The sequence below is a fragment of the Rummeliibacillus sp. NPDC094406 genome (assembly GCF_044763875.1).
Taxonomy (GTDB): domain Bacteria; phylum Bacillota; class Bacilli; order Bacillales_A; family Planococcaceae; genus Rummeliibacillus.
This window is the reverse complement of the sequence record NZ_JBIWGZ010000002.1, coordinates 506,318-520,493: the sequence shown is the minus strand read 5'-3', so window position 1 is coordinate 520,493 and position 14,176 is coordinate 506,318. Positions and strand designations below refer to the sequence as shown.

At 35.4% G+C, this 14,176-nt stretch carries 16 protein-coding genes and 1 pseudogene; 12 read left to right on the top strand and 5 right to left on the bottom strand.

The features are described 5' to 3' along the window. The first annotated feature begins 48 nt into the window (after window positions 1-48). The gene (gene pepF, locus ACIQ4I_RS07365) at window positions 49-1,866 is read left to right on the top strand and encodes an oligoendopeptidase F (protein WP_403094610.1); all 1,818 of its coding nucleotides are present in this window, start codon (window positions 49-51) and stop codon (window positions 1,864-1,866) included. A 535-nt stretch (window positions 1,867-2,401) separates the two neighbouring features. Here the strand turns inward: pepF and ACIQ4I_RS07360 are convergent. From ACIQ4I_RS07360 to ACIQ4I_RS07345, 4 genes are all read right to left on the bottom strand, one after another. Continuing rightward, entirely contained in the window at window positions 2,402-3,220 is an 819-nt protein-coding gene (locus ACIQ4I_RS07360) for a DsbA family protein (protein ID WP_403094608.1), read from the bottom strand. Next, window positions 3,217-3,618, bottom strand: a complete 402-nt coding sequence (locus ACIQ4I_RS07355) for a globin domain-containing protein (RefSeq protein ID WP_403094607.1) — start codon at window positions 3,616-3,618, stop codon at window positions 3,217-3,219. Before ACIQ4I_RS07355 ends, ACIQ4I_RS07360 begins: the two co-directional genes overlap by 4 nt. Before the next feature lie 204 nt (window positions 3,619-3,822). Further along, entirely contained in the window at window positions 3,823-4,704 is an 882-nt protein-coding gene (locus tag ACIQ4I_RS07350) for a lytic transglycosylase domain-containing protein (protein ID WP_403094605.1), read from the bottom strand. Next, window positions 4,705-5,298 (bottom strand): CYTH domain-containing protein, encoded by a 594-nt coding sequence (locus ACIQ4I_RS07345; RefSeq protein ID WP_403094603.1) that lies wholly within the window; start codon window positions 5,296-5,298, stop codon window positions 4,705-4,707. It lies immediately after the preceding gene. A gap of 162 nt (window positions 5,299-5,460) precedes the next feature. On the opposite strand from ACIQ4I_RS07345, the gene ACIQ4I_RS07340 reads away from it, so the two are divergent. From ACIQ4I_RS07340 to ACIQ4I_RS07310, 7 genes and pseudogenes are all read left to right on the top strand, one after another. Beyond that, the gene (locus ACIQ4I_RS07340; RefSeq protein WP_403094600.1) at window positions 5,461-5,847 is read left to right on the top strand and encodes a UPF0738 family protein; all 387 of its coding nucleotides are present in this window, start codon (window positions 5,461-5,463) and stop codon (window positions 5,845-5,847) included. A 20-nt stretch (window positions 5,848-5,867) separates the two neighbouring features. After that, entirely contained in the window at window positions 5,868-6,548 is a 681-nt protein-coding gene (yjbM, locus tag ACIQ4I_RS07335) for a GTP diphosphokinase (RefSeq protein ID WP_403094598.1), read from the top strand. Next, window positions 6,545-7,351 (top strand): NAD kinase, encoded by an 807-nt coding sequence (locus ACIQ4I_RS07330; RefSeq protein ID WP_397537298.1) that lies wholly within the window; start codon window positions 6,545-6,547, stop codon window positions 7,349-7,351. The genes yjbM and ACIQ4I_RS07330 overlap by 4 nt, the downstream gene beginning before the upstream one ends. Beyond that, window positions 7,348-8,253 carry an RluA family pseudouridine synthase gene (locus tag ACIQ4I_RS07325; protein WP_403094595.1) on the top strand — a complete coding sequence of 302 codons (906 nt, stop codon included), beginning with the start codon at window positions 7,348-7,350 and terminating at the stop codon, window positions 8,251-8,253. The genes ACIQ4I_RS07330 and ACIQ4I_RS07325 overlap by 4 nt, the downstream gene beginning before the upstream one ends. Window positions 8,254-8,732: 479 nt before the next feature. Beyond that, window positions 8,733-8,911: pseudogene (locus ACIQ4I_RS07320) on the top strand (IS4 family transposase); the annotation flags it as partial. A 198-nt stretch (window positions 8,912-9,109) separates the two neighbouring features. Next, complete coding sequence (mgtE, locus tag ACIQ4I_RS07315; protein ID WP_403094592.1) at window positions 9,110-10,486, top strand: magnesium transporter; 1,377 nt, start codon at window positions 9,110-9,112, stop codon at window positions 10,484-10,486. A gap of 51 nt (window positions 10,487-10,537) precedes the next feature. Beyond that, complete coding sequence (locus ACIQ4I_RS07310; protein ID WP_403094589.1) at window positions 10,538-10,918, top strand: hypothetical protein; 381 nt, start codon at window positions 10,538-10,540, stop codon at window positions 10,916-10,918. A 247-nt stretch (window positions 10,919-11,165) separates the two neighbouring features. On the opposite strand, the gene ACIQ4I_RS07305 is transcribed toward ACIQ4I_RS07310, so the two are convergent. Then, the gene (locus ACIQ4I_RS07305) at window positions 11,166-11,702 is read right to left on the bottom strand and encodes a CotY/CotZ family spore coat protein (protein ID WP_403094586.1); all 537 of its coding nucleotides are present in this window, start codon (window positions 11,700-11,702) and stop codon (window positions 11,166-11,168) included. Window positions 11,703-11,831: 129 nt separating this feature from the next. On the opposite strand from ACIQ4I_RS07305, the gene ACIQ4I_RS07300 reads away from it, so the two are divergent. Genes ACIQ4I_RS07300 through spoVAE form a run of 4 tightly spaced genes read left to right on the top strand, consistent with a single transcriptional unit; the run spans window position 11,832 to window position 14,073 of the window. Further along, a complete protein-coding gene (locus ACIQ4I_RS07300; protein ID WP_403094583.1) occupies window positions 11,832-12,239 on the top strand; it encodes a hypothetical protein in 408 nt (135 codons plus the stop codon). After that, a complete protein-coding gene (spoVAC, locus tag ACIQ4I_RS07295) occupies window positions 12,239-12,694 on the top strand; it encodes a stage V sporulation protein AC (protein ID WP_403094581.1) in 456 nt (151 codons plus the stop codon). Before ACIQ4I_RS07300 ends, spoVAC begins: the two co-directional genes overlap by 1 nt. Further along, window positions 12,694-13,698, top strand: coding sequence for a stage V sporulation protein AD (locus tag ACIQ4I_RS07290; RefSeq protein ID WP_403095108.1), 1,005 nt, complete (start codon window positions 12,694-12,696; stop codon window positions 13,696-13,698). The genes spoVAC and ACIQ4I_RS07290 overlap by 1 nt, the downstream gene beginning before the upstream one ends. A gap of 9 nt (window positions 13,699-13,707) precedes the next feature. After that, window positions 13,708-14,073, top strand: a complete 366-nt coding sequence (gene spoVAE / locus ACIQ4I_RS07285; protein ID WP_403094578.1) for a stage V sporulation protein AE — start codon at window positions 13,708-13,710, stop codon at window positions 14,071-14,073. The last annotated feature ends 103 nt before the right edge of the window (window positions 14,074-14,176 follow it).

Below are 14,176 nucleotides of genomic sequence, written 5' to 3'. Positions count from 1 at the left end.
TTAAGGTACTTCGTTTCTCAGGAGCAAATTTAAATAGGGGGTCATATCATGACTGAAAATTTACAAAGCAAAGTATTAAAAAGAGAGGAGGTACCTACCGAGCTAACTTGGAAACTAGAAGATATTTTTGCAACTGATACTGCTTGGGAAGAATCTTATAAAGAAATCAGTGAGCTTGGTAAACAAGCTGCTAGTTATCAAGGGACAATTAAAGACGGAGCTGAGGCATTACTTAAGGTTTTACGTTTCCGTGATGATGTATATAGTAATTTAGGTCGTCTCTATGCATATTCTCATATGCGAAACGATCAAGATACAACAAATGCAATTTATCAAGCTATGGATAGTCGTGCGAAAACATTGTATGCCCAAATCTCAACAAGTTTATCTTTCCTAACACCTGAAATTCTATCGTTAGATGAAGCGGTTATTGAAGGATACCTCACAGAAAACGAAGATCTGAGATTATATAAACAAGAAATAGAAGAAATCAATAAAGAACGTCCGCATATTTTACCAGCAGAACAAGAAGCAATCCTTTCACAAATGTCAGAAGTTACAGGTGCATCTTCAAACACATTTAGCATGTTGAACAATGCTGATTTAGAATTTCCTACAATTAAAGATGAAAAAGGGAATCAAGTCCAATTAACACATGGTAATTATGTCCACTTTTTAGAAAGTAAAGATCGTTCTGTACGAGAAGCAGCTTTCCATGCAATGTATGGTACGTATGGTAATTTTAAAAATACATTTGCCGCTACTTTAACAGGTAATGTGAAAGCGCATAATGTTAGTGCACGTATTCGTAAATACGATTCTGCTCGTCAAGCTGCAATGTCTGCTAACAGTATTCCTGAAAAAGTGTACGATCAATTAATTGAAACAATTCATAACTATTTACCATTAATGCACCGTTATATCTCGCTACGCAAAAAAATTCTGGGCGTTGATGAATTGCATATGTGGGATGTATACACACCATTAGTACCGGAATCTAAAATCGATATGACTTACGAAGAAGCAAAAGGCCATATGTTAAAAGCTTTAGGCGTGATGGGTGATGAATATGTAGGTATTATTGAAAAAGCATTAAAAGATCGTTGGGTAGACGTTGTTGAAAGTAAAGGAAAACGCAGCGGTGCATACTCATCAGGATCTTATGGTACAAATCCATACATCTTATTAAACTGGCAAAATAACTTAGATAACTTATTCACTCTTGTACATGAATTCGGGCATAGTGTGCATAGTTATTACACTCGTAATAATCAACCATTCGTATATGGTGATTATTCAATTTTCGTTGCTGAAGTAGCTTCAACATGTAATGAAGAATTATTAAATGATTATCTATTGAAAACAATTGATGATCCAAAAACACGTATTTACATTTTAAATCATTGGTTAGAAGGTTTCCGAGGAACAATCATTCGTCAAACGATGTTTGCTGAATTTGAACATATTATCCATGACTTAGATCAAAAAGGAGAAGCGCTAACTGCTGAACGTATGACACAAGAGTATTACAATTTAAATAAACAATACTTTGGTGAAGATATGGCAGAAGATGAAGAAATAGGTTTAGAATGGGCACGTATTCCTCATTTCTACTACAACTATTATGTATATCAATATGCAACAGGTAAGAGTGCAGCTATTGCATTAAGCTCGCAAATATTATCTGAAGGCGATGTAGCTGTAGAACGCTATATTAATAAGTTCTTAAAAGCGGGTTGCTCAGACTACCCTATCAATGTACTAAAAGCAGCTGGTGTGGATATGGAATCAGCATCTCCAATTGAAGAAGCGTGTAAAGTATTTGAACGTAACCTAGATGAGCTAGAAAAATTGCTCGCTGAATAATTCTGTATTCTAAGGAGTTGTCCTAAAGGGATAACTCCTTTTAAAATGGATTAAAAAATTGATTCATTAAATTAATAAATGGTTTTATGTTAAATATTAGATGCTTTTGTTATATTAATCCAATTTCAAACGACAAATTTAGAGGTTATTCTCCCAATATCTTCAAAATTAATATATAGGAAATACATCCTATAAGTTATAATCATCGGTAATTTCATTACATAATATACATAAAAAAACATCAAGTTCGTTGGAAACGCTTACTATATGACAACTTTGTGAATATAAGCGTGAAGCGTTGCTATATATGATTTTTCATGCTAAAGTTTAGATGTGAAATAAATCACAAACAAACATACACCCCTTTGTTTGAACGTGAACATTTCTCCCATCCCCTTTGTGAAAAGAAGCATCTCTCGTAGAGATGCTTCTTTTGTTTTTTGTCAAAAAATAGCGAATCCAACTTATCTTAAAATAGAGCAAAAAAAACCCCAATAATGCTTACGCCATTAATTGGGATTCAATAGATAGATATTTATTTTAAACGCCAGAGCGATAATTCATCACATGTTATTCGATCAATTTTTTGTTGAAGCATTTTTTTCTTTAATTCACGTTCAGCAGTATTGAGAGAGATATGATAAATAGCTGCAACTTCTTTTGTTGTTAATGTATGATAACGATAGAATAAATCTTCTACTGAAGGTGGTTGTTGACAAACTAGTTTGTCATCGAGTAACTCTTCTAATATCTTTTCATAAACTTCATAGGAATAAGTACCAGAAACTTTTAAACCTTCATCTTCTATATTTTCATTGAAGAATACAAAGCTTGGCACTTCCTCTACTTCCATTTCACGAGTAATACATAAATCACTTTGGAAGGCACGTGAGGCTTCCATTGAAAGTAAATCGGATTGGAATTCTTCAACATCTAATCCAGTTTCATGTGCAATTTCTTGTAACGTACTGCACTGACAGACATTTTTTGTATTAATCAATGCGTATTCTTGTAATTTCACCAAAAAACGATAACCAGCTTTTTTTCCTTGCAGTTCAGCTGCTTTTACGGCAATTGAAGGAAGGACGGGGTGAGATACATCGACAAGCTCCTCATGGGATTCGCAACTATTAATTCGTTGACATGCAGTATTTAATGAATTAAGTTCTGTACTTAAGACAATGCGTGCTGAAAAATATTGACCATAATTTATTTGTAATTGACGGATCAGTGATTGTAGTTCCCAACTGCTGGGAGAAAGTAAATCCATGAAAACATAAAGTTCGATAGGTTTACTCAGTGCAGTTGCGGGTGATACAGCAGGTTTTTCGGTTAAATATTGAATATTGTTCACTCTAAAACCTCCTCGTCATCATCCGGTGCGTTAATCATATGGTGTGCCGTAAGGACGAGACGTTGATAATAGACATCGCGAAATTTACCATCAAGACCTACTTCATCCATTGCCTCAGACATACATTCTAGCCAAGCTTGTGCACGTTCAGGTGTAATCTTAAAAGGCATATGGCGTGCTTTGAGCATTGGATGTCCATGCTCTTCTGTATAAATATTGGGACCACCTAAATATTGTGTCTGAAACTGTTTCTGTTTGCGAGCTGTCTCGGATAAATCATCAGGGAATATAGGCTTTAGCTTCGGATTTTTAGCAACTTTGGAATAGAAAATATCAATTAATTTATAAAGTTTTTCTTTACCAATTTCCTCATAAGGAATTATAGGTTTTTGCGTCATAGATGATTCTCCTTTGCTTTAGCTGTAATACTATTTTATCAACCTCTTTGTATTTTCTCAAACAAATAACTCGCTCTCTATTCCAAATTTCATATTTTATAATGAAAAAACCAATAACGGTCGCATGTTTAGAGCAATTCATCATGAATATTAAAAAAATAAAGGATGAATGAATAGTAGCGAAGTTATTGGTATTTTGTCAAATTATGCTTTGTATGTATTCATAATATTATTGACGTAGTTTGTTGTTTCCTTATAAGGTGGAATACCTCCATATTTTGTTACGGCACCAGGTCCAGCATTGTAAGCAGCTAGCATTAATTGATAGTTTCCACCGAATTTGTCATACAGTTGCTTTAAATATTTGGTTCCGCCCATAATATTTTGCTCGGCATCATATACATTAGAAACACCTAAATATTTTGCTGTGCCCGGCATTAATTGCATTAAACCACCAGCACCAGCTGAACTTGTTGCATTGTTTTTAAAACCGGATTCTTGTTTAATGACAGATTTAATCATTTTTTCTGGAATCCCAAAAGTTTGCGATGCTTTTTTAATAATTGCATCGTAGTTAGTATTAGAAGATACGCTAGTTGGTCCTGCTTGTTGGCTTGTTAAATTGCTTAATGCTTGGTCATAATTATTGTTGATCTTGTTTAACACAGATGCAGGTGTATAAACAGGAGATGTACCATTGTAAAATAAAGAGTTATTTGTATTACTTACAGAATTGCTTAAGCCATTTAAACGTTGACTATAATCAGTTGTAGCTGAATTTCCTAGACTATTTTGCAATTGACTGTAGTCTGTTGAAGAAGCGTTTCCTAATAGGTTACTGAGTGGGCTGTAAGATGATAATAACTGTGATAAATAGGAAGAACTATTTGAGCTCGAAAGAGAATTAGTTAGTCCAAGCATTTGAGTAGTATCAGATGTACTAGATGGTGAATTGGTTAATTGTGACAACATTTGAGCGAATAAGTCAGATGTCGAATTTGAAGTATTCGCAGCACTTGTACCAGAAGAGCTCATGCTTTGTAAGGCTTGAGGCTGAGCTAAAGATTGTAATGATTGTGTGTTCATCTATTCTCCTCGTTTCTTATTAACAGTGCTCATAAAACGAGCGACTTTTTTATCAGCTGGTCTTATTGGGATTAAATAGTGTGCAAGGAATTTCTCAAAAATCACCTTACCAGTTGCTTCATCCGCTACTTCGTATTCTAATTCATAATCATCTGTGTCTGCATAATGAGAATGATCAAATACTAGAAGACCACCTTCATATTCTATTTCGGCACGTTTGGTATAGAGTGTACCTAAAATTTGCAAATCCTGTGGATCTATTTTTAAAGCTTGAAGGCGTTTATTAACTTCATTTGCATGAAGGATAGAGCTACCGGTTAGAATAGATTGAACTACATCTTTTGTAAGTAAGTCCGTTGTTTCAATTAGACCAATGCCTGCTGCAGGTTCTTTTAATGTGCATTCAAAACGATTTTGTACTTCGCGAATGCGTAAACCAGAGCGTACATTTTTTAAAGCAAAATCTGGTGAATCAAAATAATGATTGGTTTGTTCGTGGAAATTTTCTTCTGTTAGTTTGAAGGATTCACACAGTTGATCGAATTCCTCTTTTGTTAACATATTTTTGAATTCTATTTCTAATTGTTGGGTCATTATTAAACACCCTTTCTATTTATGAATTATAAAGGAATTTTATAACAAATTGCAATGTGCACAAAATGACGAAAAACCATGACAATTATCCATAAAAATTGGTTAGAAAATTGTGAGCCTATGATAAAATAGATACCAGGTTCAAAGAAAGGAAGATTGGCTTTGCGTAAAACTTATACAGTACAAAAAGGTACAATTCAAGATTCACATATCCAATTTGATTTACAAGAAAAACTTAACGATATTAAATGGCGTCCAGCAGGACAAATGATTACTGATTCAGATGATATGTCATTTATTTACTTAATGGACGAAGAAGATGGATATAGTTATGTGAAATTCCCACAAGCTGTTTGGCCACTATTAGCCGAAACGTTACAATCAAAAGTAAATCCTATGTTAAAATGGAATACTGAGCAGATTGAATTGGTCAACTTTCAAGATGAATTACAATCACTTATATATAATATTGAAGGTAACTATAATTATGGAGAAGTTTTTACAACTGCAGTTGAAGAAGCTTTTGCAGAACTATTGAGTGAAGCCTAAATGTGTTAGGGGGACTTATCATGGGACAATGGGATCGCTTTTTACAGCCCTATAAGCAAGCAGTAGACGAACTAAAAATAAAATTAAAAGGTATTCGTGCGCAATTTGAAAAATCAAACACGACATCACCGATTGAATTCGTTACTGGACGTGTAAAACCACTTGCGAGTATTTATGATAAGACATTAGAAAAAGGATTAGTATTTGAACCTTCAGATACACTTGCACATGAATTACAAGATATAGCTGGTGTTCGTATTATGTGTCAGTTTGTAGATGACATTCCAACTGTTATTGAATTGTTGCGTCAACGAAATGATTTACATATCATTGAAGAAAAAGACTACATCACAAATGTAAAGAATAGTGGATATCGATCATACCACATGATTATTGAATATCCTGTCGGTACAATTCAAGGAGAAAAAACGATATTAGCTGAAATTCAAATTCGCACACTTGCAATGAACTTCTGGGCTTCGATCGAACATTCCTTAAACTATAAATATAAAGGGATTTTCCCTGAAGAAATAAAAAAACGTCTTCAAAATGCGGCAGAAGCAGCTTTTAAGCTCGATGAAGAGATGTCTGAGATTCGTGAAGAAATACGAGAAGCGCAGGCCTATTTTACAGAATATAAAGAAGCATCAAAACCTAAAGTTCGTCAAGATCATCTGAAAGGAGCCCGAGAGAACCTATGAGATTTGCCATCCAATCACGTAACGATCCACAATCAAATGAACTAATGGAACGTGCGATTAACTATTTAACCGATTTTGGTCTAGAAGTAGATGAAGAAAAACCGGATATTGTATTATCTATTGGGGGAGATGGGACGCTTCTACATGCGTTTCATCGTTACACACATATGTTGTCTGAAGTTTCGTTTGTTGGTATCCATACTGGACATCTTGGCTTCTATGCAGATTGGAAACCAAGTGAAATCGAAAAACTAGTGATTTCTATTGCAAAAGATGAATTAAAAGTAATTGAATATCCTCTCCTAGAGGTTACGATCAATTATCAAACTAGTGATGATTGTTATACGTATTTAGCATTAAATGAATCTACGGTTAAATCGCCAGAAGTTACGCTTGTAATGGATGTAGAACTAAATGATCGTCCATTTGAACGTTTCCGCGGTGATGGGCTATGCGTTTCCACGCCGTCTGGTAGTACAGCTTATAACAAAGCACTTGGAGGTGCAATTTTGCATCCATCTTTGCAAGCTTTACAACTAACAGAAATGGCTTCGATAAATAATCGTGTTTTCCGTACAGTTGGATCTTCTCTCGTTTTACCGGCTCATCATAATTGCATCTTAAAACCAGTAATGGCAGAAGATTTTATGGTCACAGTTGACCATGTTCAACTATTGCATAAAAATGTAAAATCGATTCAATATCGTGTTGCAGATGAGAAAGTTCGTTTTGCTCGTTTTAAAGCTTTCCCATTTTGGCAACGTGTACATGACTCGTTTATCGATAGTGATTTACAAGAATGATTAAAGACTTTCGATATCGTATAACCTTTATCTCACAAAATGATAGCCAATTACTAAGAGAGGCATTAATGGAGTATGGTATATCAAAACGAGCATTAACAGCCATTAAATTTCAAGGTGGGTCTTTACTCGTAAATGGAGTAGAACGTAATGTGAGGTATCCTCTTGCAATTGGGGATGAGATTACAGTTATTTTTCCTATTGAAGAAATAAGCGAGGGGCTACTTCCCGAAAAAGGAGAATTAGCCGTACAATATGAAGACGATGCATTGCTTATTGTAGAAAAACCACCGTATCAAAGTACAATCCCTTCACATGATCATCCTACTGGTAGTGTTGCGAATATCATAGCAGCACATTTACAAGCACAACAAATTGTCTCTACCGTCCATGTGGTGACACGTTTAGATCGTAATACTTCAGGGTTAATGTGCATTGCGAAGCATCGACATATTCACCATCTTATGAGTGAAGCACAAAAGAAACATAGCATTAGCAGAACCTATGAAGCATTCGTTCATGGACACATATTCGATGACTTCCAACAAATCATCTCACCTATTGGTCGTAAGGATGGGAGCATTATTGAAAGAGAAGTACGGCAAGATGGTCAATTTGCACATACAGATGTACAAGTCATCAAACGATTTAGTGTACAAGGTGAGAAAATAAGTCATGTAAGATTAACATTGCATACTGGACGTACGCATCAAATTCGAGTGCATATGTCGTCGATTGGTCATCCTTTACTAGGGGATGATTTATATGGTGGCACAAGAGAACTCATCGATAGACAGGCCTTACACTGTGTTTCACTAGTACTTCAACATCCATTAACTCATGAAAAAATGGAATGGCATAGTGAGCTACCTGAAGATATGCAAAAAGTTATTGTTATGTAATATTCGTTTGGATTAATCAATCTCTATAATTCAAAATAGAATTACAATCTCTTCTATTTTGGCGATTAAATCAGAAAGATTTTCGAAATCAAGAGAGGTCGAATAAGTCCTTAAAATAGGTAGAAGAAATATAAATCGCGAAAACGAACCGTGTGAGTCAACGTAGTTGGCACGCCGGTTCGTTTTTGTGCTTGCGAGAGGGGATAAAAATAGTAGGTATTGCTACTTTTTATTACCTTTTGGACTGGAATTTTTGGGTGGAATTAGTGGTATTATATATGCAGTTTGTATATGTGTAGGGACGATAGCAGTTTTAGTATGGTCACAAATAATTAATAAACCATAGGGGTAACATGTCAGCGCTATCAAGCTAACAAAACAAGCTTTCCATCAAATGAAGAATACGCTATTCTTTCTGTAGAATCATAGAAAGAATGGCGTTTTTATACGAACTTATTAATTATTGATGAACTAGAATTTCTACATACCAAGGTGCAGAAGGTAGTGGTTATAGTGCTGGTGTATAAATTCAATTAGAGTACGATTTGCTTAGTGATCAGTTTCTACATGTTTATGTCGGATTGGAAAATACAATGATAAAATTTATCGTTCTACTTGCCAAACGTCTCTTCAATCGCATGATGTATGTATACGGGATTCACAGTGCCTTGTTTATTTAAAAAGAAATATTTCCTAGGAAATAGAGAAAGGTACATTTGAGTCTGTATAAGTTTAAGTGGTACTATTAAATTTGTTCCAAAAATATTTTGCAAAAATTAATTGACCCTTATCAATTGTTCGAACTATTATAGTAAGGTGTTATTTAAAGAATAGCAGTCGAGAGGAGGGGACATGCATGATAAACGAAACAATGGAAAAAGATGAAGTGCAATTTAACGAGGAACATCTACGATTGTTATTACAAAATGGTGATATGGATGTTTTCAGAGACGATTATTTGGCACTTCATCCATATGATCAGGCACAGTTTTACGAGAAGGTGGAGCCTGACATACGACAGGCCATTTATCAGTATTTGTCCCCGAAAGAGATGGCGGAGATTTTCGAAGCCCTCGAACTAGACGATAACGAATACAAAAGATTTCTTGAGGAAATGTCTCCAGCATATGCAGCACAAATGATAGCTGAGATGTATACTGATGATGCAGTCGATGTCTTAAATGAACTAGATAAAGATCAAATTAGTCATTTTCTTAAAATAATGGATAATGAATCAGCGCAAGAAATCAGAGATCTTCTGCATTACGAAGAATACACAGCTGGTTCTATTATGACAACAGAATATGTCGTAATTCCAGAAAATTCAACAGTACGCTCTGCCATGACTATTTTGCGTAACGCTGCCCCAGATGCAGAAACTATTTACTATCTTTTCGTAGTAGATGAAACAAATCGTTTGACGGGAGTTATATCATTACGTGATCTGATTATTGCGGAAGAAGATACTCTCATCCATGATATTATGAATGAACGTGTTGTTAGTGTGAATGTAATAGATGACCAAGAAGATGTCGCTCAAATCATGAAAGATTATAATTTCTTAGCTGTACCAGTTATTAATTCAAAAAATGAAATGCTTGGTATTATTACAGTTGACGATATTATCGATGTTATCGATGAAGAAGCATCAGAGGATTACTCTAAATTGGCTGGTGTCTCTGATATGGATACTTTTGATACTAGCCCATTTGCAGCAGCTAAAAAAAGATTGCCTTGGCTAGTCGTATTATTATTTTTGGGAATGATAACAGCTAATTTAGTAGATTTATTTACAGATACACTTGAAAAAGTTGCATTACTTGCTGCATTTATACCATTAATAGGTGGTACGTCTGGGAATAGTGGAACACAAGCATTAGCCGTAGCAGTTCGAGGGATTGCTACTGGAGATGTTGAAAGTACAAATAAGTTAAAGCTAATGTTTAGAGAGTTAATTACAGGGCTCATTATGGGGCTTGTTTGCGGTACCATTGCATTAGGAATAGTTTACTTTTGGCAGCACACCTTATTACTTGGTCTACTTGTAGGTGTAGCAATTTGTTGCTCAATCGTAGTAGCTACTTTAGCAGGTGCATTTATTCCATTATTAATGTACCGTTTAAATATTGACCCTGCAGTAGCATCGGGTCCATTTATCACAACCTTAAATGATATTACAAGTATATTAATCTATCTTGGTATTGCTACCGCGTTTATCAATCATCTTATGTGAACCAATTTTGTGTTTTGGGCATAGTATAAGATAAAAAGAGGATGTGTTAATGTGGGAACTCGCCCACTCCTTTTTATCAAAACACCACCAGCTTTTTTTAAAGAAATAGAAAAGTTTGATGAAGTCAAATTAGCAATTCTGGAACAACAAGATGAATCGTTACTCATTTCACAAGAAAATTCTCCAGTATTAGAAGATGGGGAAATGCGAAAAAGAAAAGAAAGACTTCTTTTTTTATCCAATCCATTTCAGCAGAAAGCCTATCAACCCCTTGTGTTCGTGGTTAATGATGGGCGGAAAATTGCAGGTGAAGTACAAGAGGTCAATATTGAAACGCAAGAGGTTATGATCCGGACTACGAATGATGTCGTACATCCTATCTCTATTTCTAATCTGGATGATTTACTATGGCGGGGAAGATCCTTTTTATAGTCTGAATGTACAATGAAATGATTAGGTTACTATATTTAGATTTAAGCAAAAAAACGAGTTTCAGAACTTTTCTGAACTCGTTTTTATTTGCTTATATTTATAAAATATCTCCCACCTTCCTTTGTCTTCAGCTATAGTTCCTATCTTCTCTATCCAGATAACCCTCGGTTCGCCAAACAATAAAACGATGGCTTGATATAATATCAAGCCATCGCTTCTTTTTCCGACGCTGCTTCACCTAAAAAAACTAATCTGTGCAAACCCCTAAGAAAACATCTTTAATACATTGAACACCGCAGAAGCAATTTAAATCAACTGTGATACAACTATTAGTAGCCGCAAATTTTCTTACTTTGCAAAGATTTCTTAAGTCTAAATCTTGACCATGATCAGCTATAAGTTGCACATCATTATTATCATGAGTAAGTGGTTCTAAAACTCGTAAAGTTGCACAGCAACTATCAAAAACATCCTCTACTCTGAAGAATACAGAGAAGCATGAGCAATCAGGACTTCCACTTTCTCTGAAGAATGCTTTAAATGGTGTTCCGTCTTTTGTAAGTAGCATGAATACTCGGGTATCAACATTATTGCTTCTTGTAGGGCTTACTAGACCACCAAGCGGTTCTAAAAAGCAGTTTGTAGGACAGTCGCAATCGTCATTAACGCCTTGGTTTTGGATATCTAGAATTGCACGAACAACATCACATACGCATTTTTTATTGTTATGGTGATTATGGCTTGAACTTTCTTTTACGTTAGAACTTTCTCTTCCGCACCCCATATTGTTTTCACCTCCCTTTCTAACTCTCTATACCTTATGAGTGATTTAATTATAGAATCGGGCTGATGTCACTCTACCTGAATATTTTTATTTAAAAAGCATCATACTAACTCAAAAAGGGTGAGAAGTATGAAAAAGGGACTTCTGTTGCTTGTCCTCTTATTGTTGGTTGGCTGCAATAATGGAAAAACTGCTTATTTTACTGCAAATAAAGACGACAATTATAAGGCTGAGCGACAAGATGTGGAAAAAATTGTGAAGGATGATCAACATATTAAAAGAGTCACTGCACTTTTTACAAAAGATGCAGCTCTTATTGGTATCGAAGTAAAGCCACTTTCTAAATGGAATAAACAGAAATACGAAAAAGAATGGCAGAAGGAAATGGAAAAAGCCTTACCAAATCATAAAGTTTTGGTAAGTACAGACTTGAAAATAATTTGGGAAACGGAAAAATTATCAAAGAAAAAATTGAATGATGAAAAACTTAAGAAGGAAATTACAAAGTTAAAAGATTTGTCTAAGGAGGAAACGTAATGGATGCAAAGCAATATGAAGAATTACAACAGTCATTATCGCCAAAACCATCAATTTTAAAAAATTGTCTTAAAGCATTCTTTGTTGGAGGTATTATTTGCACAATTGGTCAGCTTATTACCTTCTTTTATATTGCTAATTTTAACTTTACGGAAAAGACAGCTGGAAATCCTACTGTTGCGACAATGATATTCCTATCGATGCTTTTAACTGGTTTTGGCCTTTATAAAAAAATTGGTCAATTCGGTGGTGCTGGTTCTGCAGTACCTGTTACCGGTTTCGGTAATGCCGTTATCTCCTCAGCGATTGAACACAAAACGGAAGGATTTGTATTAGGAGTAGGAGGGAATATCTTCAAATTAGCTGGTTCAGTTATTGTTTTTGGGGTTGTTTCAGCATTTGTAGTATCTCTTGTGAAGCTTATCTTAGTAACAATGGGGGTGACGAATTGGTAATGGATCAAGGTGTCTTATATTTTCCATCAAAGCCAGCAATCATTGCCTCTGGCGTTGTTGCAGGACCTGTTGAGAAACAAAGTGTATTTGCATCAGATTTTGACATGCTTTATGACGATGAGCGAGCAGATGAAGATACTAATGAAAAAGGCCATCAACAAATGGCCGAGCAAGCCTGTCAAATTGCCTTACAAAAGGCAAAAATAAAAAAACAAGATATAGATTTTCTGATGAGTGGTGATTTAGTTAATCAGATGACACCATCTAATTTTGTAGCAGCAACTTTAGGAGCACCCTATATTGGTCTCTTTTCTGCATGTGCAACGTCAGTTTCAGGTGTGATAATTGCATCATTATTGACGGAATTGGGAGGTAGCAGGTATGCACTTGCAGGAGCAGCTAGTCAACATAATTCGATTGAACGTCAATTCCGTTATCCTGTTGAATATGGTGGACAAAAACCTGGCACTGCACAATGGACTGTGACGGCTGCTGGTTATGTTTTAATCGCGAAGGGGCAGATAAATAGCCCAGCTATTGAAGCGGCTACTGTGGGTAAAGTGATTGATCTGCAACAAACTGATCCATTTCATATGGGGGCAGCTATGGCTCCAGCTGCATGCGATACTATTACTCGACATTTAAAAGGTCGAGGACAGAAATTAAAGGATTATGATTTGGTCATGACTGGTGACCTTGGAAAAGTAGGACTTTCTATATTAAAGCAAATGCTTATTAAAGAAGGTATGTCCAAGCAAGATGTTATGAAAATTAGGGATGGCGGTGCAGAATATTATGGCGATGATGAAGCTTTCTTAGCAGGTGCAAGTGGTGCCGGTTGCTCTGCATCTGTTTTTTTTAGTTATATTTTAAAACAATTAAATGATAAAAAAATTGAGCGAGTACTTGCTGTTGCTACAGGTGCCTTACTTTCGCCATTAACAGTTCAACAAAATGAATCAATTCCATGTACTGCTCACGCAATTGAAATCTCAATGAAATGAGGAATATGAATGTTTGTATCACTTGTAATTGCTTTTATTGTAGGCGGTCTCATTTGCGTAATAGGACAATTATTAATGGATGTCGGAAAATTAACACCTGCACATACTCTAAGCATTTTAGTTGTAACAGGTGCAGTATTAGATGGTTTTAATCTTTATGAGCCATTAATTAACTTTGCGGGCGCAGGTGCAACTATTCCAATTACCTCTTTTGGCAACTCTTTAACACATGGAGCGCTTGCTGAGGCAGAAAAACATGGATGGATAGGCGTTTTGACAGGAATGTTTGAAGTAACAAGTTCTGGTATTAGTGCTGCCATTCTATTTGGATTCATTGGTGCATTAATATTTCATTCAAAAGGACAGCAACCATAGTCAAATGCCCGAATCTTCTTTTTTATCCCGCATAACATAAGGGAGAAAAGAGAGGAGGGATTGCAATGTCAGGATATGGAGGTTACAGTAGTTGTGGCTATGG

Excerpts from the sequence above, each read along its gene's own strand:
- ACIQ4I_RS07330 (WP_397537298.1), top strand. The coding sequence starts at position 6,545 with ATGAGATTTGCCATCCAATCACGTAACGATCCACAATCAAATGAACTA.
- ACIQ4I_RS07305 (WP_403094586.1), bottom strand. The coding sequence starts at position 11,702 with ATGGGGTGCGGAAGAGAAAGTTCTAACGTAAAAGAAAGTTCAAGCCAT.
- mgtE (WP_403094592.1), top strand. The coding sequence starts at position 9,110 with ATGATAAACGAAACAATGGAAAAAGATGAAGTGCAATTTAACGAGGAA.
- yjbM (WP_403094598.1), top strand. The coding sequence starts at position 5,868 with ATGGGACAATGGGATCGCTTTTTACAGCCCTATAAGCAAGCAGTAGAC.
- pepF (WP_403094610.1), top strand. The coding sequence starts at position 49 with ATGACTGAAAATTTACAAAGCAAAGTATTAAAAAGAGAGGAGGTACCT.
- ACIQ4I_RS07355 (WP_403094607.1), bottom strand. The coding sequence starts at position 3,618 with ATGACGCAAAAACCTATAATTCCTTATGAGGAAATTGGTAAAGAAAAA.
- ACIQ4I_RS07325 (WP_403094595.1), top strand. The coding sequence starts at position 7,348 with ATGATTAAAGACTTTCGATATCGTATAACCTTTATCTCACAAAATGAT.
- spoVAC (WP_403094581.1), top strand. The coding sequence starts at position 12,239 with ATGGATGCAAAGCAATATGAAGAATTACAACAGTCATTATCGCCAAAA.
- ACIQ4I_RS07300 (WP_403094583.1), top strand. The coding sequence starts at position 11,832 with ATGAAAAAGGGACTTCTGTTGCTTGTCCTCTTATTGTTGGTTGGCTGC.
- ACIQ4I_RS07345 (WP_403094603.1), bottom strand. The coding sequence starts at position 5,298 with ATGACCCAACAATTAGAAATAGAATTCAAAAATATGTTAACAAAAGAG.
- ACIQ4I_RS07350 (WP_403094605.1), bottom strand. The coding sequence starts at position 4,704 with ATGAACACACAATCATTACAATCTTTAGCTCAGCCTCAAGCCTTACAA.
- ACIQ4I_RS07290 (WP_403095108.1), top strand. The coding sequence starts at position 12,694 with ATGGATCAAGGTGTCTTATATTTTCCATCAAAGCCAGCAATCATTGCC.
- spoVAE (WP_403094578.1), top strand. The coding sequence starts at position 13,708 with ATGTTTGTATCACTTGTAATTGCTTTTATTGTAGGCGGTCTCATTTGC.